Here is a 22,682-nt window from a genome sequence, read left to right as displayed (position 1 = left end):
AAGTAGAGCATCGAAATTCGATGCTCTACTTTTCTTTTATAACAATCATTCAAACTATAACAGTCCCTCCAAAATATGAAGGAGCTTATAACCATTTAATACTTTTCTTCTACCTGTAATTCTTTACTGCACTTTTGAATGAAAACTGATGAAATAATCATTACTATGCCCACACTAAAACCAATAAGTTGATCTAATAACATTTCATCATGAATAAACCAGCGAAGTAAAAATACACCACCAAAAATAAGCATCATGATAAATCCAGTATGTCTAAGCCCTTTATATACATTTTTCATATGTATCACCTCTCCACATACCTTTATCCATATTATACCATAATATAAAAAACGTGTATAACCAACATTCGGTATCGAAACCAATAATAAAAAAGACTGCAGAGAATCCCATCTCCACAGCCTAATCATTATTTTTGCAAAAACGCCTGCAAATCAGCAAACTGTCTCTTTGCATCTTCATAGCCTTGTTCGTATAAATTTTGTAATTTTGCTGTATCTTTTTCCATACGATCTACTTGAAGCGGTACTTCTGGACGAATAACAAATAAATTACCCGCTTGTTCTTCTTTTTCAATGTAGTGAAGTGTTTCATTATACACTTCATAACGATTTAGCATCGTGTTAACAAGATTCGGATATTTTTTATAAGCTTTCGCAGCAATCCACCCAAATCTTGATTTTTTCTTTGCGTAACCGTGATTTCTTGTTAAAATTACGACTGATTTTTTAAATCCATCTTCCTGTGCTTTACGAACTGGAATTGGATCTGAAATCCCGCCATCTAATAATTGTTTACCTCGGTAATTTACTACTGGTGCAATGAAAGGTAATGAACTAGAAGCTTGTAATAAATTTAGTGCATCATCATTCGTTCCTTCTTTTTCAAAATAAACAGACTGTCCTGTTTCACAATCCGTCGTTCCTACAAGAAAACGCTCGGGGCTATTAAAGTATGTTTCAAAATCGAACGGCACATGCTTTTCTGGAATTTCATGAAAAATAAAATCCATATCAAATAGCTGACGTTTTCTCCATAAGTTTTTATACGATAAATATTTCGGATGTGATGCATAATCAATATTTACTGTTTTATTTCTATTTCTTTGTCTGGAAAGATACGACGCTGCATGACAAGCACCAGCTGATACACCGATTACATATGGAAAATATAAATCTTGTTCCATAAAGTATTCTAATATCCCACCCGTATATACACCACGCATACCGCCGCCTTCTAATACTAACCCTGTATTTTCAAGCATGTTACTCTCTCCTCTATATATATTGACCCTTTAATTATTCACTATGTTAAGTATCTGTTTCTATTATATATGAGTTCTTTCAGAAATTATATTTAAAAGACTTGAGAAAACGGAATTTTTTCTTCCAATTATATTTCCAAATGATCGGAAACATCCTTGACGAACCTTTGAATAAAATCTTGTTCTTCTTTCGTATATCTATCTAAAAGTAACAGCCACTTTTCTTCAGCTTGTTTATGCAATTTATCATGAGCTTTATATATTTCATTTCCGCTTTCCGTTAAGCGGAAGAAAATTTCTTTTTGATTGTCTAACATTTGCATCTTCTCAACGAATTTCTTTTGGAACAACTTTGTACAAACTTTAGAGATTGCGCCCTTCGTCATTCCCATTTCTATCGTAATTGCCGTTACATTCATCAGACCATTTTTCCCGATACACTCGATTACATGTAACTCAGATAAAGACATAGCACTTACACCTGTCTCACGAAGAAACTTCTCATTTTGTCCTTTCAAATGTTCTTCTCTTTTATGCAAAAGTGTACGAATGTCCGAAAGTATTTCCATTTGTTTCGTTGTATAATCCAATCTATTCGCCCCCTAAGTTTCCAAAGAAACGATTTAACTATATACCATTTTAAAATTATTTTTTCATATTTACAAGTTAGAAAAACATGTTAAAATAAATTTAGTTTCCAAGGAAACCAAAAAGAAGGAGGTTAACACAATGAAAAAATCCAAACTACATTTCATTTTATATGTTGTCTGTATTAGTGCCTTACTCGGTTCCTTCGCTCAAAATATTTACACACCTATCTTGCCCATGATTCAAGGTTCTTTTCATACTTCTCCTTATCTTGTAAATGTCACAGTTTCACTTTTCACATTCATTCTTGCAATTATGCAGCTCGTATATGGACCTTTCATTGATACAAAAGGAAGAAAACCTGTCCTTATCCCTAGTTTAGTCATTAGTACAATTGGTTCAATCGGATGTGCTTTTTCGGCAAACATTTATTTATTTCTCTTTTTTAGAGCTGTTCAAGCTATAGGAATAGCGGCTATACCTGTAGTTTCAGCAACGATTATCGGCGATTTATTTGAAGGAAAAGAACGAGGAGAAGCAATGAGCCTATACCAAATGTTACTTGCCCTCGCACCTGCGATTGGTCCTCTCATTGGTGGTTATCTCGGCAGTATAAATGGCCACTTATCCGTATTTCTCTTTTTATCTATACTTGGCATTCTCTTATTAATGATAAACATTTCACTACTTCCAGAAACAAAACCAACTGTAAGTAAGCAACCACAATCAAAAAAGAATTACTGGTTTATCTTAAAAAATAAAACTGGATTTTCTATTACTCTTATTGGCTTTATTCAATTTTGTATTTACTTTTGCTTCCTCGTTTTTTTACCGAGCATTTTAACAAATTTATTTCACCTAACTGCAAGTGAAATTGGTCTTATGTTTGTACCGATGTCCCTTTCTATTATGTTAGGAAGTTCTTGCTACAAATTTTTGCAAAAACAATTCACAACAAAGCAAGCTTTATTCACCACTAGTTTCTTCAATATTATATGTGTCACTTTATTCTCTTTCACATATAGCATTAATATCCCATTTATCATTATCGTTACATCATTGTACGGTTTTAGTATGGGACTTTCTATGCCAACTCACACTACTTTATTAACGGAAGAATTCGTACAAGAACGCGCAACTGCTATCGGTATGTACAACTTCATCCGCTATCTTGGTATGGGCACAGGGCCACTTATAGGTGGATTTCTTTTATTTAATCAAAATTACTTTTGGATTTTCTTCATAGGTGCAATTACATTTCTACTTATCATTTTATATGCAATGAAAATGATACATTTTCATGCTTTACAAAAAGCAAAATAGAGCCCCCGAAAGGTCGGCTCTATTTTAAACTCGTTGATCCGCAACAATATGAATATCAATATGCTTCGTCTGTCTCATAATTTCATTCACAATCGAACCTTTTCGAATTTCTTCCCATCGCGTTCTCGCTGATTGCCCAAGTAAAATTTGCGTTACTTGTAATCTTTTTGCAACTTCAATAATAACATCCGCTGGCTTTCTTCCTTTCGCTTCTTCTAATACAAAACTTGCGTCAAATTGATTCGTGAGCGCCTTCCACTCTTCAATTGTCTGCTTTTTTCCAACTGAAAGAGAATCTATATTTTCTCTTTCAACATTTAATACATACAATTCAGCGTTTAACCGATCAGCCATGCGCCAGCCCCGTCGTATTAATTTCTCTGCTGTTGAACTGTACTGTACACAAACGAGAATTTTTTCTTTCACGCCAATTGGTTCTATCACTGTTTGACTAATTTTCTCGTCCATATCGTCAGCGACTTCACGAAGCGATAATTCTCTTAGTGCTCCTAAATTATTAAGCGTAAAGAAATTTTGTAAGCTTTGCTGAATTTTTTCTTCTTTATATATCTTTCCGTCTATTAACCTCTTCCGAAGTACTTCCGGCGTTGCATCGACAAGCTGAATTTCATTTGCTTTTTGTAAAATAAAATCTGGAATTCGTTCTCTTACTTTTACATTCGTAATTTGAGCTACAATATCATGAACACTTTCTAAATGTTGAATATTAAACGCTGACAATACGGATATACCAGCCTCTAACAATTCTTGTACATCCATATAACGCTTCTTATTTTTAGAACTGGGAATATTACTATGTGCAAGTTCATCCACAACAACGACTTGCGGTGCACGCTTTATAATTCCTTCCACATCAAGTTCATAAAACACTTTCCCTTTATACTCTATTTCTTTTAAAGGAACCTTTTCTAAATCAGCAATTGCGTCTTCCGTCTCTTTTCTCCCATGCGTTTCAATTAAACCAATTACAATATCCATACCGTCCTTTTTCATCTCTCTAGCATCCAGTAGCATTTTATAACTTTTCCCTACGCCTGGAGCTGCTCCTACATATAGCTTTAACTGTCCCCGATTTTGCTGACGAATATATTCTAAATATTCCTCTGGTGTTCGCCTTTGAAACGTCGGTTTATAGTCATCCGCATACAAAACACTCACAACCTTTCTTTTGAAACAACGCTACCTCAATCCGTTAGATTGAGGTAGCACTGTTACTATTTCATTAGTTTCTGTAATTCTAAATTTAACTTTAAAACGTTTACGCGGGTCTCTCCAAATAAGCCAAGTGCCGCGCCTTCTGTTTGATCCTTAATCAATTGATTTAACGTTTCTTTCGAAATATTCGTTATTTTAGAGATGCGCTCTACCTGCACGGAAGCTGCCTTCGGACTAATGTCAGGATCAAGCCCTGAACCTGAATTTGTCACTAAATCGATTGGCACTTCTGTAACTGGTACGGTGGGATTTTGTTTCTTCCACTCTTCAATACTTTTCTCTACTCGTTTCTCTAAATCTGGATTAGACGGTGCATAGTTATTTGAACCAGATGCCTCTGCTTTATATTCAATACTAGAAACACGCCCATGAAAATAACGTGGATCTGTGAAATTTTGACCGATTAATTTCGAACCAATCACTTCATTTTTATCATTATATATTAGACTTCCATCCGCATTATCCTTCATGACTGCTTGTGCAATACCAGTAATAATAAGTGGATATACAAGTCCGCACAACACTAAAAATGTAAAAGTAATACGGATGATTGGTGATAGTATACTTTGTTTCTTCGCCATCTTTTTCCCCTCTTCCTTATATGAACAAGCCGACAATTATATCAATTACTTTAATTCCAATGAACGGTACAATCACTCCGCCCAGCCCATAAATAAGTAGGTTTCGGCCAAGTAGTGCATTCGAACTCATCGGTTTATATGCGATACCTTTCATCGCCAATGGAATGAGTAATGGAATAATAACTGCATTAAATATTAATGCTGATAAAATCGCTGACAGTGGTGATGTTAGTTTCATAATGTTCAATGCTTCCATTTGCGGAATCGCAAGTGTAAACATCGCTGGAATGATTGCAAAATATTTTGCGATATCATTTGCAATACTAAACGTCGTTAACGCACCGCGTGTCATTAACAATTGCTTACCGATTCCTACTACCTCAATAATCTTCGTTGGATTCGAATCTAAATCAATCATATTCGCTGCTTCTTTCGCAGCTGTTGTACCACTATTCATCGCTAATCCAACGTCAGCCTGCGCTAATGCCGGCGCATCATTTGTACCATCACCTGTCATCGCTACGAGTTTCCCTTTATCTTGCTCCGCTTTAATAACTGCAATTTTATCCTCTGGTTTGCACTCAGCAACAAACTCATCTACTCCTGCTTCTTTTGCAATGGTTGCTGCTGTTAATGGGTTATCCCCTGTACACATAACCGTTTTAATCCCCATTTGACGCAACTGTTCAAAACGTTCACGCATACCAGGTTTTACTGTATCTTTTAAATAGATTAAACCGTAAATACGATTATCTACTGCAACTACAAGTGGTGTTCCGCCCTCTTTTGAAATGAAATCTGCTTTTTGATTTACATCTTTCGGAATTGTTCCACCTTGTGACTGAACCCATTCAATCACGCTACCGACAGCACCTTTTCTCACTTTCGTTCCATCCTGTAAATCAACACCACTCATTCTCGTTTCTGCTTTAAATGGAACAAACTCACCTTGTTCTGCAAGTTCTCTATTATATGATATAGATTTCGCTTGCACATACTCGATAACTGATCGACCTTCTGGTGTTTCATCTAAAACTGAGCTAATCGCAGCCCACTTTCCAACTTGCTCAATCGTTTCATTTCCTACAGGTAATAATGTATGAGCCATTCTGTTCCCGAAAGTAATCGTACCCGTTTTATCTAAAATAATTGTATTAATATCGCCAGCAGCTTCTACTGCTTTACCCGACATCGCTAACACATTAAACTTTGTCACGCGGTCCATCCCGGCAATACCAATCGCTGATAATAATCCACCAATTGTCGTTGGAATTAAACAAACTAACAATGCTACAAGTACAGCTGTATCAATTTGAAACCCTAAATAATTTGTGAAAATCGGCAGCGTCACAACAACGATTAAGAAAATAAGCGTTAAACTCGTTAATACTGTATTTAAAGCAATTTCATTCGGCGTTTTTTGACGCGCAGCTCCTTCTACTAACGAAATCATTTTATCAATAAATGATTCACCAGGATTACTCGTAATGACAATCGTAATCTCATCACTTACAACCATCGTACCGCCTGTCACGGAACAAAAATCACCGCCTGCTTCTTTTATTACAGGAGCTGATTCCCCTGTAATCGCAGATTCATCAACAGATGCTAACCCTTTTATTACTTCTCCATCACTTGGAATCATTTCTCCTTGTTTTACAATAACAACGTCACCTTTTCTTAGATCAGTTGCTGAAACTTGGACGATGTCTCCATTTTCTTTTACAACATTTGCAAACACATCTTTCTTCGATTGTTTTAAAGAATCAGCTTGCGCTTTCCCCCGTCCTTCCGCTAATGCTTCTGCAAAGTTAGCAAATAAAACTGTAAATAATAGAATGAGGGAAACTGTTATATTAAACCATCCTGGTACACTACTAGAACGACTTGGAAGAAACGATAAAATGAACGTAATGATAAATCCAATCTCCACAACGAACACAATCGGATTTTTTATCATAACTTTCGGATTCAATTTCGCAAAGGATTGTTTCATCGCATGTTTCACGATATCACGATCCATCGTTTTCGCTTGTCTAACCTCATCTTCTACTGCATGTATGTGTGACTCATTTACTCTTTTTTCTTTTACTACTACCGGTCTCATCATTTACCCTCCATTACTTCAATGTAAGAAATTCTGCAATTGGGCCGAGTACTAACATCGGGAAGAATGTTAATGCACCGACAATTACAATTGTTCCGATGAAAATGCCGCCAAATAAACTATTATCCGTACGGAACGTTCCGACTGTTTCTGGCACAACCGTCTTCTCTTTCAATGAAGCTGCAACAGCTAGCATCGTAATTAAACTAAAATAGCGTCCTAAAAACATAACTAAACCAGTTGTAATATTCCAAAACGGTGTATTATCTGCTAACCCTTCAAATCCAGATCCGTTATTCGCAGCTGATGACGTATACTCATAAACAACTTGTGTTAAACCGTGGAAGCCCGAGTTAGAAATCGCTTCTGTTCCTAAATGTGTAGAAAGAGCCAATGCCGAAAATCCTAAAATAAGCAGTGGATGAAATAGTATCGTTACCGCAATTAATTTCATTTCCTTCCCTTCAATTTTCTTACCTAAAAACTCCGGTGTCCGTCCAACCATCAATCCAGATATAAAAACTGCAATAATCGCATACATAATAATGTTCACAAAGCCTGCTCCAACGCCGCCGTATACTGTGTTTAACATCATATTTACGAGTGGTACTAACCCGCCAATTGGTGTTAACGTATCATGCATCGTATTCACCGCTCCGGTTTCAGCAGCTGTCGTTACTGTTGCGTATAGTGAAGAAAATACTGTTCCGAACCTTACTTCTTTTCCTTCTGAACTTCCTTGTACATGTTCGATACCCATTCCATTTAAAGCTGGATTTCCATGTAATTCAGATGTCGTAATCGTTATAAACCCTAGTAAAAAGACCATGAATAGTGAAACGAAAAGGATGCGACCTTGCTTTTTATTGCCCACCATTCGTCCATACGTAAATGGAAGTGCTGTTGGCAATAACATCATAAGCATCATTTGCAAAATATTACTCATTTGTCCTGGATTTTCGAAAGGATGTGTAGAGTTTGCTCCGAAAAATCCACCGCCGTTATTTCCAAGTTCCTTAATAGAAACGAATGATGCAACTGGCCCGCGTAATATGCTTTGCTTTGCCCCATCAATTGTTTGTGCTGTAACGGCACCGTCTAACGTTTGTGGTACGCCAAGTGCAACAAAGACTAGTGCCGCCATAAATGCGATAGGAAGAAATACTCTCGTTAATGCTCTCGTAAAATCAACGAAAAAGTTACCGAGTTCTTTTCCAGCAAGCCCTCTTATAAATGCCATAACGAGCGCTAAAGTCGTTGCCGGTGCTGCAAACATTAAGAATGTAATTCCGATTAATTGTGATAAATAAGATAAACCATTTTCACCGCTATAATGCTGTAAGTTCGTATCAGCCATAAAACTAATTGCTGTATTAAAAGCGAGCGTAGGCTCCATTCCTTCAATGTGTGCTGGATTTAATGGCAATACTCCTTGTAGTCTGAAAATGAAATATACGACAACAATCATAAATCCATTTAATAAAACTAATGATAATGCGTACTGTTTCCACGTTTGATTATATTCTTTTACACCCGTAATTTTAAAAATAAGTTTTTCAAAAGGCCCGAATACTTTATCCAGCTTTTTACTCCCTTGAAAGGCTTTCTCTAAATAAATTCCCGTTGGCTTTGCCACAAGAATAAACAATAGCATTGTAATAACGACTGCAACCCAGATCATAATGAATGACTCCCCCTAATTAAAACTTTTCCGGATTTAATAATGCATACACTAAGTACACCGTAATTGCTGCAACAATAATTGATAAGGCAATCATCATGATTGCTTCCCTTCTTTCACAACTTTATCTGACCAACTTGCAAGACTTGCCATCGATGCGACTAACACAACAAAAATTCCGATCATTACAACATCTAACATAGCTACCCTCTCACCTTTCTGTAAAAATTTACCATTAAAATATTAAAAAAGAACACTGAGCTCTACTCAGTGTTCAAAAATGAACAACAAAAAGTAAACCTCCTCTCTAAACGCTTACGAGGTTAGCTGTCGGATTCGGGCCTAAAGAGTAGCCCTACTTTCAAAACTGAAAGATTCACCCCAAGTGACAATGCACAAAATTGGTTCCCCCGCTCCATTTCTGGAACTCAGCGATTTTAGGTTTTTTTGGAAATTTTATGAATGATTTATGAGAGTAAATATACTCCTCTATTTTTCACTTGTAAAGAGCTAAATTACTGAAAATAAGAAAATATCCATCTATTTAAACGCTTACATTGAGTGTTATTAATATTTTTTCATCTGTTTTCTCATCTTTTCTTTCTTTTTCACATAAATGATCTTTTAAATACGAAATAAAAAGAGCGAATGACATGAAGTGCATAGCTTGTTGCACTTAGCATTCGCTCTTTTTTCATTCACTATTTATTCTCCTCGTAAAAAAGCACGTAAATTTCTCCCGCGAATATAAACTTGTGACAATTCTGCATGTAGCTGCTCATATTCGATAACATCTGTTTTTAAATATAAAGCGTCTTTTGATGGCAATATGATATAGGGCCTTGGAAAAATAGGATCAAGTACGACCAATTCTTGAACTCGCTCTACCGATACCGCCCAACGATTCGCTATATCTCCTAGTAACAACACCTTCATCTTCTTCTCCCCCGCCCTATTCAAAAAATAAAAAAGAAATATTATCACAATTCGTAAACACGACAAATGTAGCTCCAATTGTTTCATAGAGCCTCGCTGGATACCGTTTATTCCTTGTAACAACAGTAATAGGCGCTTGAAAAGAAAAGCGAATGTGTTCTGTAAAGAAGCTAACGATTGGAAGCTCATCCCCTAGTAAAATCACCTTCTTAATACACTCATAAATACTAGTAAAATCCTGCTCCTTACTACAACTATACGTCCAATCAAATCCACAATTCCTCACTTCAGCCGCTATCTCTTCATTTGCTGTAAAAATAATTAACTCATGTTGAAAGGCTACTAAATCTATTAAACTATTTATCTTGCTTTCTTCTCCAACACAAATAAGTGTTAGTTCCATGTACCTCATCCTCCTTAGCATAAAAGAATTCAAACATAGATTGATATTCCCCTATACTAATCAGATCGATGAAGTGATGTATCCATCATGGCACCGTCCTCTCTCAAGACGCTTACGAAGTTAGCTGTCGGATTCGGACTTTGAGAGTAGCCCTACTTTCAAAATTGAAAGATTCACCCCTAGTGACACTGCACAAATTGGTTCCTCCGCTCCATATAATTGGACTCAGCGTATTACAAAAAATATATTCTGGCTGATATATTACTCCTGTATTTGGAAAAAGTAAACAGAAAAAAAGTCAGTTATACAACTGACTTTTTTTCTACTTATACATGTGATTTATTTAATTTATACGCAAAATGATTCGTCGGTCCATGACCACTTCCAATATGCAGCGGCTCTTCAATTGCTATACTAATAAATTGTTTTGCTTCTTGAACTGCCTCTTCAATTGAGTATCCTTTCGCAAGTCCTGCTGTAACCGCTGAAGCAAATGTACAACCGCTTCCATGCGTTTGCTTTGAAGGAATTCGTTCACTTCTAAATTCAATAAACTTTTCTCCATCAAAAAGTAAATCAATTACTTCATTACCTTGATATTCTGCATGTCCGCCCTTCATAAGTACATATTTCGCACCTAATTCATGCAGTACTTTTGCAGCCTCTTTACTATCTTCAACGTTATGGATTTCCAACCCAGTTAACACTTCTGCCTCAGGAACATTCGGCGTTACAACTGTTGCTACTGGTAATAAATATTCTTTTAATGCTTGTACTGCTTCTTGTTGTAATAATGATGCACCGCCTTTAGCAATCATAACAGGATCTAGTACAATATTATTCCAGCCAAATTTATTAATATGTTCTGCTACAATTTGAATAATTTCGCTGCTAAATAACATTCCTAATTTCACAGCATCTGGTGTTAAATCCGTACCAATTGAATTCAACTGTTCCGTAATACCTTCTAATGGAACTGGATATACCCCTTGAACGCCAAGCGTATTTTGAGCAGTAATTGCCGTAATAGCCGTCATCCCATACACACCAAACTCTTGGAATGTTTTTAAATCTGCTTGAATGCCGGCACCGCCGCCACTATCAGATCCTGCAATTGTTAAAGCTTTATTTACTTTCATCCCACTCATCCTTTTCTATCCAAAATAGCGATGATAAATCGTCTTTGCTTCGCTTATATCTTTCGTTCCATGTACAAGTACACGACCATCTTTAAAAGCAACTAATCTCTTTTCTTCCACAGAAAATGATAATAAATATGGATTTACATTTAAATCATGCACACGATCATTCAGCAGCTCTTTATATCGTTCAAAATCTATTTCCTCTTTATGAGGTGGTCTAATTTGAACTGTATTTCTCCCGCATAACACTGCTGTTTTCGATGTATTATCTTTATTTAAATACGGATACAAGGCATTCTCTCCGCACGAAGGACAATTGTGCTTACGAAGCTTTTGCACATTCATACATGAATATTCATTCTTCCATACATCAAACGATACAAGTCCATCTCGAAGCGATTCGTAATCTTCTACTAACAGTTTAAGAGCTTCCGTTACTTGATGAGAAACGACGAGAGATACAGCAGGTGATATAATCCCCGCTGTATCACATGTCGCCCCGCCAAGCGGAATCGATTGTAATAAACAAGATAAACATGGCGTTTTACTAGGAAGAATTGTGTAAGAAAGGCCGTAACTCCCTACACATGCTCCGTAAATCCATGGAATAGAATATTTTTGCGCTATATCATTCACAATGAAACGCGTTTCGAAATTATCAGTTGCATCAATCATTACATTAACGTTTGTAACAAGCTCTTCTAATTCCTCAGCTGTTACATCTTGAACGAGCGCTTCTACTCTTACTTCACTATTAATCTCTTCTAGACGCTTCTTCGCTGCTACAGCTTTCGGAAGATTATTTTTCACATCACTCTCTGCATACAATTGCTGCCTTTGTAAATTACTCCAATCGACATAATCTCGATCAACAATCGTTACTGTACCAACACCAGCTCTTACAAACATTTCTGCATTTGCACTACCTAATGCACCTGCGCCGATAATAAGCACATGCTTTTCCCTTATCTTTTGCTGTCCTTCTTCTCCAATTGGAGAAAATAGTTCTTGGCGAGAATATCGATTATTCAACTACGCTCATTCCTTCTAAAGGACTACTTGCCGTTGCACAACGCTTACGTGCAATACGACCTGCTTCAAATCCTAAACGGCCTGCCTCAATACTTAATTTCATTGCTTGTGCCATTTTAATAGGATCTTTTGCTCCTGATACAGCTGTGTTTAATAACACGCCATCTGCTCCTAATTCCATCGCAAATGCCGCATCAGCCGGGCTACCGATACCAGCATCAACGATAACTGGTACTGTCGCTTGTTCAATAATGAAGCTCAAATTCAATGGATTTACAATACCAAGTCCTGATCCAATTGGAGATGCTCCTGGCATAATCGCATGCACGCCAAGTTCTTGTAATTTACGTGCTAATACAACATCATCAGATGTGTACGGAAGTACGATAAATCCTTCTTCTAGTAACATTTCAGATGCCTTTAACGTCTCTACCGGATCAGGTAATAACGTTCTATCATCACCAATAACTTCTACCTTTATCATGTCGCAAAGCCCTGAAGCTTTTGATAATTTTGCAATACGAACAGCTTCTTCAGCATTTTTTGCTCCGGCTGTATTCGGTAATAACGTATATTTTTTCACATCAAGTTTCTCTAATAAATTAGGCTGCTTTGCATCAAATATATCCATACGACGTACTGCGAACGTTAAAACTTCAGCCTCAGATACATCAATTGCCTTTTGCTGCACATCAAAATCAGGGAATTTTCCTGTTCCTAATAAAAGTCTAGAATGAAATGAAAATGGTCCAATGTTTAACATAATCAACCGCCTCCTACGAAAGTTACAATCTCAATTTGGTCTCCATCAAAAACAGATGTATCTGTATGATCATCTTTTTGTAAAATATCTTTATTACGCTCTACTACAACAATTCTGTTATCTAACTCTAAATGTGTAAGTAACTCAGCTACTGTTTTCACACTCTCTGGCACTTCAATTTGATTACCATTAATTTTTAAATTCAAACTTCCATCCCCTTTCTAAACTGTTTTAGAAAGCAATGAATCTAGCAAGTGAGTCTCCTGCTTTCCCTCTATTAAATCAGCCATATATTGACCAGAAACAGGACTTAATAAAATGCCGTTTCGATAATGGCCTGTGCAAGCATATAAACCTTTTATTTCTTCATGCTCTCCCATATAAGGAGCTTCATGATTCGACTGTGGTCTTAATCCTGCCCATGCACTTTCCCATTCAGCTTCTTTTAAAGCAGGCAATATTGTATACGCGCGCTCTAATATAGAAGTAATACTTTCTGGTTGCACAGTTTTATTGAACGTACGAGGCTTCATCGTTGCTCCAATTACGTAACGTCCGCCGCGCTTTGGTGCAATGTAAAATCTTTCTTGGAAAATAGGCGCCTTTAAAAGTGGTTTTCTACTTCTTACCGCTACTACTTCTCCTTTAACCGGATATGTACCCCATTCGCGGTGAAAATAACCTAGTAACTTCGTGCTCCATGAGCCACCTGCAATAACAACTTTCTCGCAAGTGATCATACCTTCGCTTGTCACAATTCCAGTCACTTTATTATTTTCAATACGAATATCAAACACTTCTGTCTGTTCATATATATCAGCGCCCGAAAATGATGCGGAATGTGCGAATGCTTTCGTAAGCTCTGGTGCAATAACATGACCATCTTTTGGATAATATACAGCCCCTATAATTGACTCAGATAGATACGGCTCTTTCTCTCGCAAACGATCTCCCGCCAGAAAGTAAGAATCTTCACCGGTTTTCTGCTGCCAATCCATAATGTGAAGAATTCTTTCCTTCTCCTCTTCATTTTGAGCAATGCGATAAATGCCTTTCTCTTCATACCCAATATCGATGCCTGTTTTTTCACGTAAAACTTCTGCAAGTTGTGGAAATATAGCACGGCTTTCTCTAGCAAGTTCAAATAGCGGGTCATATTCATCCCATTCTGCCTGCACCCCAAGTAAACCAGCGGCTGCTTTCGAGGCTTCAGATGCAATCTGTTGCTTCTCTACAATCGCTACTTTATGTCCTCTTTCTGCTAGAAAATGTGCAACTGAACTACCAATTACACCACCGCCAATTATCGCTACATCATACTTCTTACACATGTTTTTCCGCCCACTTTCTTATTGATTCCTTATAAGACTTCGCTTTGCTATACGGGTTACTACTACTTATAATCCCAGACATAACAGCAATACCACTGACGCCGTTAGTAAGAACATCTCCAGTGTTTTCCGGAGTGATTCCTCCAATTGCTGTAATCGGTATGGATAAACACTTTGCAATGTCTGAAATTTCTTCAAGCCCTCTCGCTGGCACACCTTTTTTACAATCTGTCGGAAATACATGACCATAGACGAGTGAATCCGCGCCATTCTTAAATGCATCAATCGCCTCTTCTAAAGAATGTACAGAATAACCGACATGCAAATAAGAAAACTTTTCTTTCACTGACCTTACATCTGCGCTTCGATATCCTAGCTGCACGTGCGGAATGTTTAATAAAATAGCAATATCAATTCGATCATTTATCACTATTTTTGATGCTGGAAAGCCTTTCTTCAAAAGACTTTCCACACCTTCATACAATTCCTTCGTGCTTTTCTCACGCTCACGAATATGCAAATAATCAATTTCACTTTCAATTTGCATCGCTACATTCACTAACTCTTCGAATGACATGTGACCATTTGAGATTACATGAAGCTCATTTTTCATATTCATTCGCCTACTTTAAAATGTTTTCGAATAACTCATCTGCCGGAACGATTTCTTTCGTCATTCCTTTATCTTTCAACCATTTATTTTGTTTCTCCCATGACTCTTTTGAATCTGATAAAAATGGTTCATCCTTCGTTTCCATTTTCTCTAATAAAATTTTCATACTTTCTTTTTCAACTTCTGGTACAAGTGGGAAGTTTTCTTTTTCCTGATGATTTAATAAAATATTTAATGCTTCATCTGGATTTTTCTTCATGAAATCATAACCTTTTTTCGTACCACGTAAGAAAGCTTGCAACGCTTCTTTATCTTTTTTCAACGTTTTATCACCTGTTACAAATACGAGCTCATGATAATTCGGTACACCGTAATCTGCTGGATTAAAGTATGCTGGTTCATGACCTTCATGACGCATAACAGGTACTTCATGGTTAATGTATGCCCCTGTTACCGCATCCACTTTTTTTGTAATTAATGCTGGTACTAAATCAAAACCAACATCGACTACTTTCACTGTATCTGGATTACCACCAGCTTCTTTTACCATCGTTTTTAAATACATCTCACTTAAAGGTGTTCCAGAATATCCAACTGTTTTACCCTCTAAATCTTTTGGCGATTGAATGCCTACAGACTTCAGCGATACAACATGATTTAATGGTGAACGTACAACAGCCCCAATTGATTTCACTGGAATTTGTTCATTTGCTTTTGCCATGACAACATCTGGCTGATAATATAAGCCCACTGTTACTTTTCCTGCAGCTGCTAACGTTAATGGGTCAGTCGGATTAGAAGGGAATTTAATATTTACCTTTACTCCTTCTTCTTTAAAGTAACCTTTTTCAATTGCCGCATAAATAAAGCTATGTACCGCATTTGGGTACCAATCAAGCATGACCGTTATTTCTTTCTCTTTTTTACTTTTTTCTGATGCTGAATTACTCGAACATCCAGCAATCATTGCAACTAATAATGTAAACACAAAGATGCGCTTTAAAAATTTCATGAATGCTTCCTCCAACTAATGAATTTTTTTTCTACTAACGAAATAAGTATGACGAAGAGAATAGCTAATAATGATAACAATACAATGGGTGCAAATACACCTGCCCCGTCTAACTGCGTCATCATTCTCTTACTGAAATATCCTAGCCCCGCTTGTGCACCGAGCCATTCACCAATTGCCGCCCCAATTACACTAAGCGGTACTGCAATTTTTAAAGCTGAGAAAAAATAAGGAAGAGCAGACGGCAATTTTAATTTAAGAAAAACATCTTTTTTCGTTGCCCCATACGTAACTAAAAGCTCTTCCCATTCTTTTTTCGTACTGCGCAGTCCATCATACGTATTAACCGCAATTGGGAAAAACGTAATTAAAACCGTAACAACAACCTTACTCCAAATCGTATATCCAAACCATAAAACAAATAGCGGAGCAAGCGCTGTAATAGGAATCGTTTGCGAGGCAACTAATAATGGATAAAATGCTCTCTCCATCCATGTACTCGCATTCATTAACATCGCTAGCCCTACCCCAAGTACGATAGAAATAGCCACCCCTATTAAAACGACATATAATGTTGCTGGCAAATGAACTGTAAATAATATGTCTTTTAGTTTCCATATCTTCATTACAATCGCAGACGGTGACGGTAAAATGTACATTTCATCTACAATTCTTGCGCCTACTTCCCAAAGAGCAAGTAAAATACTAGAAAGTGTAAGAGCAGGTAATAGCTCCTTCAACCGGTTCATCATACGAGTACCTGCCTTTGCAACATACTAAGAAGCTCATCTTTCAGCGCTAATACTTCTGGTTTATATAAATCTTTTCTTGTCCGATTATGATCAAGCGGTACAATCCTCTCGGTTAAAGTAGTTATCGGTTGCTGCTCTACTACTAAAATTCGATTAGAAAGAAACAATGCTTCTTCCACATCATGAGTGATAAATAAAATTGTTTTTTCCCACTCTTTCCATTGTTCAAACAACCATTCTTGCAAAGAGGCCTTCGTTAAAGCATCCAACGCACTAAACGGTTCATCTAACAGCAATATCTCCCCACCTGTTAATAAAGTTCGAATAAAGGATACACGTTGTCTCATACCACCAGATAAATCTTTCGGATATTTTGTCTCATACCCTTGTAAGCCAAATTTATGCAATAGTTCCTTCGCCTTTATTTGTGCTTCTTTCTTCTGTACACCTTGGCACTCTAACGGCAGGGCAGCATTCTCAATAATCGTTCTCCACGGCAAGAGCATATCTTTTTGGGGCATATATCCTACAGGATGGCTCTTTGTCTCTGTCAGCTCTATCTGTCCCGTACTTGCTTCTTCTAAACCCGTAATAAGGCGAAATAAAGTACTTTTCCCGCATCCACTCGGTCCGATAATGCTTACAAACTCTTTATCTTGTATAGAAGCATTTAATTCATTAATGATTGGCTTCTCATCATAATGAAAAGAAACATTATGAAACTGTAGTATGTTCTTGCTCCTCAAATCCCCACATCTCCTTACGGTAGGACATATCCCAGAATAAATATTCAAATCGACTGGAATATAGGAAAATCTCCTCTAATCGATCTAGCTCTTTTTCAGACTTTCCAACTGCCATTTCATTTAATAAATCGATTAACCAAACACAAAGGTTGCCATATTCTTCAGAGCTATAGCCTTGAATCCACTCACCAAAGAACTCATGATCTCTTGCTCCAGGAATATCATTTAAACGCTTTCCAATCTCCCAGTAGCTCCACATACATGGAAGAAGTGCTGCTATTAATTCCGCAAGTGTGCCATTTTGAGATACAGACATCATGTAATTTGTATAAGCTAAATTTTTAGCAGATGGCTTTGCAGACTCTATCTCCTCTATAGAAATTCCAAGTCTTTTTGCATACTGTTTATGAATGGTCATTTCTCCATTTAATATCCCATCAATTTGTTCAGCAAATTTCCCCATAACTTGTGGATTTGTTGCCTTTACAACACCGATCGCATATAACTTTGCATAATCTAACAAGTATAAATAATCTTGAATAATATAATACTGAAACTTATCTTTTTCTAACGTACCATCCCCCATACCTACAACAAATGGATGATTATGACTCATCTCCCAAACTGGTTGTACAGTTTCTAATAATCTATCGCAAAATTTCATTTCTCTATCCCCTTTCAATTTATATATCTAAATAAAAAACCACTTCTAAATAAGAAGTGGTTACAGCAAATAAAATTATAATTTATTCGTTGCTCCACTTCCCTTCGCTAGTATTACCTAGATCAGGTCTGTAAGGGTTAAGGATTATTCCTCTCTCAGCACAACAAGCACCCCTAGTGGTTTCAATATGAAATTTTCAAATAAAAAAGCCCCGTTTCTATACGCAAAGAAACGGGGACTCATTGTTAGTGTCCGAATTGCTTCCCTACGCTAGCATAATCTAGATCAGGTAATAAAAAGGATCAAAGACTTAAGGCCTTACTCTCAGCTGGCAACACCAGCTCTCCTAGCAAACTATAAAATTATCACTGTCAGTATAACATCGTAATAAGACATCATCAACTGTTTTAATTTTCTCAATTGTCAACAAAATAACAAAACCATATAATACTTATATTCTATCTTAGAAATTATTATCCTAATGAATTGGATAATAAGGAATCATTATCCTCAAAAAATTTATTTTTATATTGATTTCATATTACATTTATGTGAATACACCCACTATATTATATCTTTATACTATAATAAAATTACAACTATACAACTAGAGGAGGTCTCTATTATATGAATATGAAAGCTACTGCTTTAACAGCAACTACTGTCGCAATTGCTTCTTTACTTCCTTCTATGGGAGAAACAAATGTACAAACAGCCAACGCTGAACAATTATCTAATGTGAAAACTGGATATGTCAAAGTCGATCAAGTAGCCTTACATACAAAAGATAACGCAAATAGCTCATCAATTGATACAATTCGCTTTAATACGAAAGTGAATATACTTGAAACAACTAATGGCTGGTATAAAGTATCTGTTAATAATAAAGTAGGTTACGTACAAAAAGATTCTATTCTACTAAAAAACAAACTTCAATCTAATAATCAATATATCGTCAATGCCAATGCATTAAACGTTCGTTCTGAACCTAATTTAGAATCTTCAATTTTAGATGTATTACCAAATGGAAAATTCGTTACTATTCAAGAAGAACAAGGTGAATGGTATAAAATTTTACATAATGGCAAAACAGGTTACGTACAAAAGGCATTCGTATCTAATGGTTCACAGCCTTTAGTAAAAGGCATCACAGTTCAAAATAATGCGAAATACACAGTTGCAACACCTAAACTTAATGTACGTAGCAACGCTAGTACAAGTAGTGCACTACTTGGTTCATTACAAAATGGTACACAATTACAAGTAGTGGAAACTGTAGGAACTTGGTATAAAATTCGTTTTGGCACAGGATACGGATATGTGGCAAAGCATTATGTAGTGCAAAATCAATCACAAGCTCAAACGGCTCAACCTACTTCCATTCCAGCCGTTTTCAAATTCCCTACTCAAGGAAAAATTAGCTCAACCTTTGATATGCGCTGGGAACAAATGCATTATGGTATAGATATCGCAGCTCAGGGTAATGTCTCTATCCAGGCGGCGGCTGCAGGTAAAGTCGTGAAATCATATTATTCAGCTAGCTATGGCAATGTTGTGTTCATCGCCCATCAAATAAACGGGAAATTATATACAACAGTCTATGCTCACATGAAAGATCGCACTGTACAAGCTGGTGATCAAGTACAAGCTGGACAATTAGTAGGTCATATGGGCAACACAGGTCATTCATACGGGCAACATCTTCATTTTGAATTGCACAATGGAGAATGGAATTTTGAAAAAACAAATGCAGTAAACCCACTGCCATATTTAGTTAGGTAAATTGTATGCCACGCAATATACCTCTCTTAATTGAATACTTAGCCTTTTTAGGCTTAATCTGTTGCTTAGTAATTTATAATACAAATACTGTATTTTTATCTATTATCATTGCTTTTGTTGCTTTAGAAATTATGATGGAAGCTTTTCAAGTTCAACTAAAACAAAAAATTGCCCATATTTATAATGCCATCTTTCTATTAAGTGCTTTAATAACAAATATTATTAGTAATGGTTTTTATCTATCTACCGTATTTCCCGTATTTTTTATGGCTGTTTTATTATTCATAGCTAGATACATTCATGTCCCTAATAACAAAAAACACGAACAAGAAGCTTAGAAAGAGGAGACACTGTGTACCAATCTTTCAAAGATAATCCGATAAAATATATATTGAATTTCTATAAAAAAACAAATACTTTTTTTGGTATACAAGGAAGCTATACGGCACAATTTCTCCTTTATGGAATGTTATTTCTCGTCTTAATTACATTCTCCTTGCTTTACTAATAACAAAAGGATCTCACAATTGAGATCCTTTTTAATTTATATAGAAAATGCTCTTTACCCGCAAGCATATTTTTCATAAATAAAGCTAAGGTTATATTTTTTCTCTAAGCTCATTCTTTGTTCATCATCACACCAATAGAACAAAATATCATGAATCGTTGCATAACGCTTATTTTTAAGAAACAGTTTAAAGAAAGATGGTAAACAGTCATGTAATTGTATAAATATATAATTGCGTAATATTTCTTCTTTATATTTAATGCCCTTACAAATATACAATAATTCTTCACAATAATATGCATGTTGTGGAACTTGGATCATTTCGAAAAATGGCACATATGATAATAACTTTCCAATAAAATGATCATATCGATCCATTATCCCTATCGTCATATGCTCCATCATATCTTTCATTACATATAAATAATCATCTACATGAGTAGTCTTGAGTGGGTCTAATCGATCTGAAATTTGAGAAAGTACAGCCCTTTGGCAAGCTAACACCGCTTGACTAGGTCCATAATATGATAGAAAGTCTGTACACTTACGATACTTTCGTAATAAATCATATGTATATAAGTCATAAACAAAAGTATTACAATACATCGCTAAACTCATCATATCACTATTTAATTGCTCTTTTGATAGTGACTTAGCTCTCTTACACATATAAAAAAATGTAAATTCTAATACTTCTTTATGGGATAATAAATGTTTACAGTCTGTTATACATTTCTCATTAAATTTAACTCTATCCCAAATTTCTACATCTCCATCAGTTAATTCACCAATACGATATTTAATTATTAAATAGTTTAAAGCAACCGCCTGCGTCAAAAGGTCCCACGTTTCATATTCCAATGAAGTATGAACAAACTCAGCTAGCCCTTGAGTTACCATAAAAGTATTCGCTTCTTCATACCAACCAATTTCTTGGCATAAGCGAAGAATACGTACTAAAGTTGGAATTTCGTCTTTATGAAATTGCGGTAAATTTTTTGCTTTATTCATTCCATATACGATAAATGCCGCTAAATTTTCTTCTTTATAAAATTCTTTTTCTTTCCACACTAATATAGTTCGTTCTTTCCCTTCACCTTTTGGATGACAAGGTACAAGCAAAGAAAATAATTCAGCGAAATTATTTGGCTCTATATATGTATCTGTAACCAAATTCCAATTTGGATCGCGCTGTACAGCCTTCATATAATTCCCCTTCCCTTTTATCTACATAGGAAATATTAATCCATTATCACATCATTAACAATAAATATTGTTATATTCGAAATCAATCATAATACTTATATCTATCAGTATATCATTTTTTCTCTTATTTATAATTAGGAATGACAAATTTAAATAAACTGTCGAAATTACTAACTGTATACTTATTATATAATGGCTCAGATACATCATGCTAACATATTAGCTTAACCCTATATACTAGAATAATGTATCTGATTTTTATACGTAACGTATTACACTAATTAAAGTCTCACTTCATTCCGTATGCTCTGATATTTCACTTAAAGCAAATCCCGCTTGCTCATCTGCCGATTCTTTTATAGCTAAATCTCCTAGTGCTAACATCCCAACGAGTTGACCACTCTCAACTACTGGCAATCGTCTAATTTGATACTGCGCCATTAACTCTGTAGCCTTTTCAATAGGATCATCTGGAGAAACTGAAACAATGTTTGTTGTCATTACATTTGTAATTTTATTAGATCCAGGATGTTTTTCAGCAATCCCTCGAACAACTAAATCCCGGTCCGTAACAAGACCAACAACTTGTTCATTTTCAACAACCGGAATCAATCCAATCGATTCTTCTTTCATCTTTACAGCAGCTTCATATACATTGTCTAACGGTGTACACTGTACAATATGAGTGCTCATCAAGTCTCTCACTCGTGTCATTTGTATCTCCTCCTTTTTATACATACCATAGCTTTTCCTAAATCCCTTTATTTATTTCAGGAAAATCAGTTGATAAAGGAGAATGAACGCACAATAAAAAAGAGTCAGCATATTGCTGACTCTTTTTTTTATGACCCGTACGGGATTCGAACCCGTGTTACCGCCGTGAAAGGGCGGTGTCTTAACCACTTGACCAACGGGCCATGGCTCCGCAGGTAGGACTCGAACCTACGACCGATCGGTTAACAGCCGATAGCTCTACCACTGAGCTACTGCGGAA

General features: G+C 36.1%; 26 protein-coding genes, 2 tRNA genes and 4 riboswitches. Of the genes, 3 read left to right on the top strand and 25 right to left on the bottom strand.

All coding sequences use genetic code 11. From position 1 onward, the window contains the following. Window positions 1-95: 95 nt before the first annotated feature. From PDQ68_RS20385 to PDQ68_RS20375, 3 genes are all read right to left on the bottom strand, one after another. Entirely contained in the window at window positions 96-299 is a 204-nt protein-coding gene (locus tag PDQ68_RS20385) for a hypothetical protein (protein ID WP_049113661.1), read from the bottom strand. Window positions 300-427: 128 nt separating this feature from the next. After that, window positions 428-1,282 carry a patatin-like phospholipase family protein gene (locus tag PDQ68_RS20380; RefSeq protein WP_000892679.1) on the bottom strand — a complete coding sequence of 285 codons (855 nt, stop codon included), beginning with the start codon at window positions 1,280-1,282 and terminating at the stop codon, window positions 428-430. 128 nt (window positions 1,283-1,410) lie between these two features. Continuing rightward, window positions 1,411-1,872 (bottom strand): MarR family transcriptional regulator, encoded by a 462-nt coding sequence (locus PDQ68_RS20375; RefSeq protein ID WP_016716503.1) that lies wholly within the window; start codon window positions 1,870-1,872, stop codon window positions 1,411-1,413. Between the two features lie 139 nt (window positions 1,873-2,011). Here PDQ68_RS20375 and PDQ68_RS20370 point away from each other — a divergent pair, with 139 nt between their 5' ends. Further along, window positions 2,012-3,193 (top strand): MFS transporter, encoded by a 1,182-nt coding sequence (locus PDQ68_RS20370; protein WP_061183498.1) that lies wholly within the window; start codon window positions 2,012-2,014, stop codon window positions 3,191-3,193. A 24-nt stretch (window positions 3,194-3,217) separates the two neighbouring features. Here the strand turns inward: PDQ68_RS20370 and kdpDN are convergent, their stop codons facing one another. The 18 genes from kdpDN to tenA all read right to left on the bottom strand — a co-directional run bounded on the left by kdpDN (window position 3,218) and on the right by tenA (window position 18,192). Beyond that, window positions 3,218-4,372 (bottom strand): KdpD-like non-kinase potassium sensor, encoded by a 1,155-nt coding sequence (kdpDN, locus tag PDQ68_RS20365; protein WP_073529809.1) that lies wholly within the window; start codon window positions 4,370-4,372, stop codon window positions 3,218-3,220. A 56-nt stretch (window positions 4,373-4,428) separates the two neighbouring features. Further along, on the bottom strand, window positions 4,429-5,010 hold the full coding sequence (gene kdpC, locus PDQ68_RS20360; protein WP_016716500.1) for a K(+)-transporting ATPase subunit C: 582 nt from the start codon (window positions 5,008-5,010) through the stop codon (window positions 4,429-4,431). A 16-nt stretch (window positions 5,011-5,026) separates the two neighbouring features. Further along, window positions 5,027-7,117, bottom strand: a complete 2,091-nt coding sequence (gene kdpB, locus PDQ68_RS20355) for a potassium-transporting ATPase subunit KdpB (protein ID WP_061183499.1) — start codon at window positions 7,115-7,117, stop codon at window positions 5,027-5,029. A 13-nt stretch (window positions 7,118-7,130) separates the two neighbouring features. Then, window positions 7,131-8,798 (bottom strand): potassium-transporting ATPase subunit KdpA, encoded by a 1,668-nt coding sequence (kdpA, locus tag PDQ68_RS20350; RefSeq protein WP_016716498.1) that lies wholly within the window; start codon window positions 8,796-8,798, stop codon window positions 7,131-7,133. Window positions 8,799-8,817: 19 nt separating this feature from the next. Next, window positions 8,818-8,898, bottom strand: coding sequence for a K(+)-transporting ATPase subunit F (gene kdpF / locus PDQ68_RS20345; RefSeq protein ID WP_000972376.1), 81 nt, complete (start codon window positions 8,896-8,898; stop codon window positions 8,818-8,820). Further along, window positions 8,895-8,999, bottom strand: a complete 105-nt coding sequence (locus PDQ68_RS20340; RefSeq protein ID WP_000887889.1) for a SipW-dependent-type signal peptide-containing protein — start codon at window positions 8,997-8,999, stop codon at window positions 8,895-8,897. Before PDQ68_RS20340 ends, kdpF begins: the two co-directional genes overlap by 4 nt. A 97-nt stretch (window positions 9,000-9,096) precedes the next feature. Beyond that, window positions 9,097-9,242, bottom strand: a riboswitch (cyclic di-AMP (ydaO/yuaA leader). Between the two features lie 261 nt (window positions 9,243-9,503). After that, a complete protein-coding gene (locus tag PDQ68_RS20335) occupies window positions 9,504-9,734 on the bottom strand; it encodes a hypothetical protein (RefSeq protein ID WP_000866315.1) in 231 nt (76 codons plus the stop codon). 16 nt (window positions 9,735-9,750) lie between these two features. Further along, window positions 9,751-10,137, bottom strand: a complete 387-nt coding sequence (locus PDQ68_RS20330; RefSeq protein ID WP_061183500.1) for a hypothetical protein — start codon at window positions 10,135-10,137, stop codon at window positions 9,751-9,753. Window positions 10,138-10,230: 93 nt separating this feature from the next. Further along, window positions 10,231-10,378: riboswitch (cyclic di-AMP (ydaO/yuaA leader) on the bottom strand. A gap of 85 nt (window positions 10,379-10,463) precedes the next feature. Beyond that, window positions 10,464-11,285: a bifunctional hydroxymethylpyrimidine kinase/phosphomethylpyrimidine kinase gene (gene thiD / locus PDQ68_RS20325; protein WP_270786925.1), complete on the bottom strand. Its 822-nt coding sequence runs from the start codon at window positions 11,283-11,285 to the stop codon at window positions 10,464-10,466. 6 nt (window positions 11,286-11,291) lie between these two features. Beyond that, entirely contained in the window at window positions 11,292-12,311 is a 1,020-nt protein-coding gene (gene thiF / locus PDQ68_RS20320) for a thiazole biosynthesis adenylyltransferase ThiF (RefSeq protein ID WP_016716496.1), read from the bottom strand. Continuing rightward, on the bottom strand, window positions 12,304-13,074 hold the full coding sequence (gene thiG, locus PDQ68_RS20315) for a thiazole synthase (protein ID WP_016716495.1): 771 nt from the start codon (window positions 13,072-13,074) through the stop codon (window positions 12,304-12,306). Before thiG ends, thiF begins: the two co-directional genes overlap by 8 nt. A gap of 2 nt (window positions 13,075-13,076) precedes the next feature. Beyond that, the gene (gene thiS, locus PDQ68_RS20310; RefSeq protein ID WP_001049505.1) at window positions 13,077-13,280 is read right to left on the bottom strand and encodes a sulfur carrier protein ThiS; all 204 of its coding nucleotides are present in this window, start codon (window positions 13,278-13,280) and stop codon (window positions 13,077-13,079) included. A gap of 15 nt (window positions 13,281-13,295) precedes the next feature. Then, complete coding sequence (gene thiO, locus PDQ68_RS20305; RefSeq protein WP_016716494.1) at window positions 13,296-14,405, bottom strand: glycine oxidase ThiO; 1,110 nt, start codon at window positions 14,403-14,405, stop codon at window positions 13,296-13,298. Then, window positions 14,398-15,018 carry a thiazole tautomerase TenI gene (gene tenI, locus PDQ68_RS20300; RefSeq protein ID WP_061183501.1) on the bottom strand — a complete coding sequence of 207 codons (621 nt, stop codon included), beginning with the start codon at window positions 15,016-15,018 and terminating at the stop codon, window positions 14,398-14,400. The genes thiO and tenI overlap by 8 nt, the downstream gene beginning before the upstream one ends. Before the next feature lie 10 nt (window positions 15,019-15,028). Beyond that, window positions 15,029-16,030 (bottom strand): ABC transporter substrate-binding protein, encoded by a 1,002-nt coding sequence (locus PDQ68_RS20295; RefSeq protein ID WP_016716492.1) that lies wholly within the window; start codon window positions 16,028-16,030, stop codon window positions 15,029-15,031. Then, window positions 16,027-16,779, bottom strand: coding sequence for an ABC transporter permease (locus tag PDQ68_RS20290; protein WP_011040017.1), 753 nt, complete (start codon window positions 16,777-16,779; stop codon window positions 16,027-16,029). Before PDQ68_RS20290 ends, PDQ68_RS20295 begins: the two co-directional genes overlap by 4 nt. Continuing rightward, the gene (locus PDQ68_RS20285; protein WP_001256806.1) at window positions 16,779-17,528 is read right to left on the bottom strand and encodes an ABC transporter ATP-binding protein; all 750 of its coding nucleotides are present in this window, start codon (window positions 17,526-17,528) and stop codon (window positions 16,779-16,781) included. Before PDQ68_RS20285 ends, PDQ68_RS20290 begins: the two co-directional genes overlap by 1 nt. Beyond that, the gene (gene tenA, locus PDQ68_RS20280) at window positions 17,497-18,192 is read right to left on the bottom strand and encodes a thiaminase II (protein WP_000666831.1); all 696 of its coding nucleotides are present in this window, start codon (window positions 18,190-18,192) and stop codon (window positions 17,497-17,499) included. Before tenA ends, PDQ68_RS20285 begins: the two co-directional genes overlap by 32 nt. Window positions 18,193-18,274: 82 nt before the next feature. Further along, a riboswitch (TPP riboswitch) is annotated at window positions 18,275-18,377 on the bottom strand. Between the two features lie 60 nt (window positions 18,378-18,437). Then, window positions 18,438-18,550, bottom strand: a riboswitch (TPP riboswitch). A 269-nt stretch (window positions 18,551-18,819) separates the two neighbouring features. Between tenA and PDQ68_RS20275 the strand changes: the two genes are divergently transcribed. Continuing rightward, entirely contained in the window at window positions 18,820-19,974 is a 1,155-nt protein-coding gene (locus PDQ68_RS20275; RefSeq protein ID WP_016716490.1) for an SH3 domain-containing protein, read from the top strand. A 5-nt stretch (window positions 19,975-19,979) separates the two neighbouring features. After that, window positions 19,980-20,312 carry a hypothetical protein gene (locus tag PDQ68_RS20270; protein WP_061183502.1) on the top strand — a complete coding sequence of 111 codons (333 nt, stop codon included), beginning with the start codon at window positions 19,980-19,982 and terminating at the stop codon, window positions 20,310-20,312. Window positions 20,313-20,536: 224 nt separating this feature from the next. Here the strand turns inward: PDQ68_RS20270 and PDQ68_RS20265 are convergent, their stop codons facing one another. The 4 genes from PDQ68_RS20265 to PDQ68_RS20250 all read right to left on the bottom strand — a co-directional run bounded on the left by PDQ68_RS20265 (window position 20,537) and on the right by PDQ68_RS20250 (window position 22,681). Then, complete coding sequence (locus PDQ68_RS20265) at window positions 20,537-21,688, bottom strand: DUF3965 domain-containing protein (protein ID WP_000648924.1); 1,152 nt, start codon at window positions 21,686-21,688, stop codon at window positions 20,537-20,539. Between the two features lie 294 nt (window positions 21,689-21,982). Beyond that, window positions 21,983-22,402 carry a CBS domain-containing protein gene (locus PDQ68_RS20260; RefSeq protein ID WP_016716489.1) on the bottom strand — a complete coding sequence of 140 codons (420 nt, stop codon included), beginning with the start codon at window positions 22,400-22,402 and terminating at the stop codon, window positions 21,983-21,985. A 131-nt stretch (window positions 22,403-22,533) separates the two neighbouring features. Continuing rightward, window positions 22,534-22,605 (bottom strand) — tRNA-Glu (locus PDQ68_RS20255). A gap of 1 nt (window position 22,606) precedes the next feature. Beyond that, window positions 22,607-22,681: transfer RNA gene (locus PDQ68_RS20250), tRNA-Asn, on the bottom strand. Window position 22,682: the final 1 nt, after the last annotated feature.

It is taken from the genome of Bacillus cereus group sp. Bc010 (genome assembly GCF_027716745.1).
Classification (GTDB): Bacteria; Bacillota; Bacilli; order Bacillales; family Bacillaceae_G; genus Bacillus_A; species Bacillus_A pacificus.
The sequence above is the reverse complement of the archived record's forward strand: the minus strand, read 5'-3'. Positions and strand labels throughout refer to the sequence as shown.

What these genes read in the sequence shown, in the direction of transcription:
- kdpB (WP_061183499.1), bottom strand. Translation starts at nt 7,117, where the DNA reads ATGAGACCGGTAGTAGTAAAAGAAAAAAGAGTAAATGAGTCACACATA.
- PDQ68_RS20295 (WP_016716492.1), bottom strand. Translation starts at nt 16,030, where the DNA reads ATGAAATTTTTAAAGCGCATCTTTGTGTTTACATTATTAGTTGCAATG.
- thiO (WP_016716494.1), bottom strand. Translation starts at nt 14,405, where the DNA reads ATGTGTAAGAAGTATGATGTAGCGATAATTGGCGGTGGTGTAATTGGT.
- thiD (WP_270786925.1), bottom strand. Translation starts at nt 11,285, where the DNA reads ATGAGTGGGATGAAAGTAAATAAAGCTTTAACAATTGCAGGATCTGAT.
- kdpF (WP_000972376.1), bottom strand. Translation starts at nt 8,898, where the DNA reads ATGATGATTGCCTTATCAATTATTGTTGCAGCAATTACGGTGTACTTA.
- PDQ68_RS20370 (WP_061183498.1), top strand. Translation starts at nt 2,012, where the DNA reads ATGAAAAAATCCAAACTACATTTCATTTTATATGTTGTCTGTATTAGT.
- kdpA (WP_016716498.1), bottom strand. Translation starts at nt 8,798, where the DNA reads ATGATCTGGGTTGCAGTCGTTATTACAATGCTATTGTTTATTCTTGTG.
- PDQ68_RS20385 (WP_049113661.1), bottom strand. Translation starts at nt 299, where the DNA reads ATGAAAAATGTATATAAAGGGCTTAGACATACTGGATTTATCATGATG.
- PDQ68_RS20335 (WP_000866315.1), bottom strand. Translation starts at nt 9,734, where the DNA reads ATGAAGGTGTTGTTACTAGGAGATATAGCGAATCGTTGGGCGGTATCG.
- tenI (WP_061183501.1), bottom strand. Translation starts at nt 15,018, where the DNA reads ATGAAAAATGAGCTTCATGTAATCTCAAATGGTCACATGTCATTCGAA.
- PDQ68_RS20290 (WP_011040017.1), bottom strand. Translation starts at nt 16,779, where the DNA reads ATGAACCGGTTGAAGGAGCTATTACCTGCTCTTACACTTTCTAGTATT.
- PDQ68_RS20270 (WP_061183502.1), top strand. Translation starts at nt 19,980, where the DNA reads ATGCCACGCAATATACCTCTCTTAATTGAATACTTAGCCTTTTTAGGC.
- tenA (WP_000666831.1), bottom strand. Translation starts at nt 18,192, where the DNA reads ATGAAATTTTGCGATAGATTATTAGAAACTGTACAACCAGTTTGGGAG.
- PDQ68_RS20275 (WP_016716490.1), top strand. Translation starts at nt 18,820, where the DNA reads ATGAATATGAAAGCTACTGCTTTAACAGCAACTACTGTCGCAATTGCT.
- PDQ68_RS20340 (WP_000887889.1), bottom strand. Translation starts at nt 8,999, where the DNA reads ATGTTAGATGTTGTAATGATCGGAATTTTTGTTGTGTTAGTCGCATCG.
- thiG (WP_016716495.1), bottom strand. Translation starts at nt 13,074, where the DNA reads ATGTTAAACATTGGACCATTTTCATTTCATTCTAGACTTTTATTAGGA.
- PDQ68_RS20380 (WP_000892679.1), bottom strand. Translation starts at nt 1,282, where the DNA reads ATGCTTGAAAATACAGGGTTAGTATTAGAAGGCGGCGGTATGCGTGGT.
- kdpC (WP_016716500.1), bottom strand. Translation starts at nt 5,010, where the DNA reads ATGGCGAAGAAACAAAGTATACTATCACCAATCATCCGTATTACTTTT.
- PDQ68_RS20330 (WP_061183500.1), bottom strand. Translation starts at nt 10,137, where the DNA reads ATGGAACTAACACTTATTTGTGTTGGAGAAGAAAGCAAGATAAATAGT.
- PDQ68_RS20265 (WP_000648924.1), bottom strand. Translation starts at nt 21,688, where the DNA reads ATGAAGGCTGTACAGCGCGATCCAAATTGGAATTTGGTTACAGATACA.
- PDQ68_RS20260 (WP_016716489.1), bottom strand. Translation starts at nt 22,402, where the DNA reads ATGACACGAGTGAGAGACTTGATGAGCACTCATATTGTACAGTGTACA.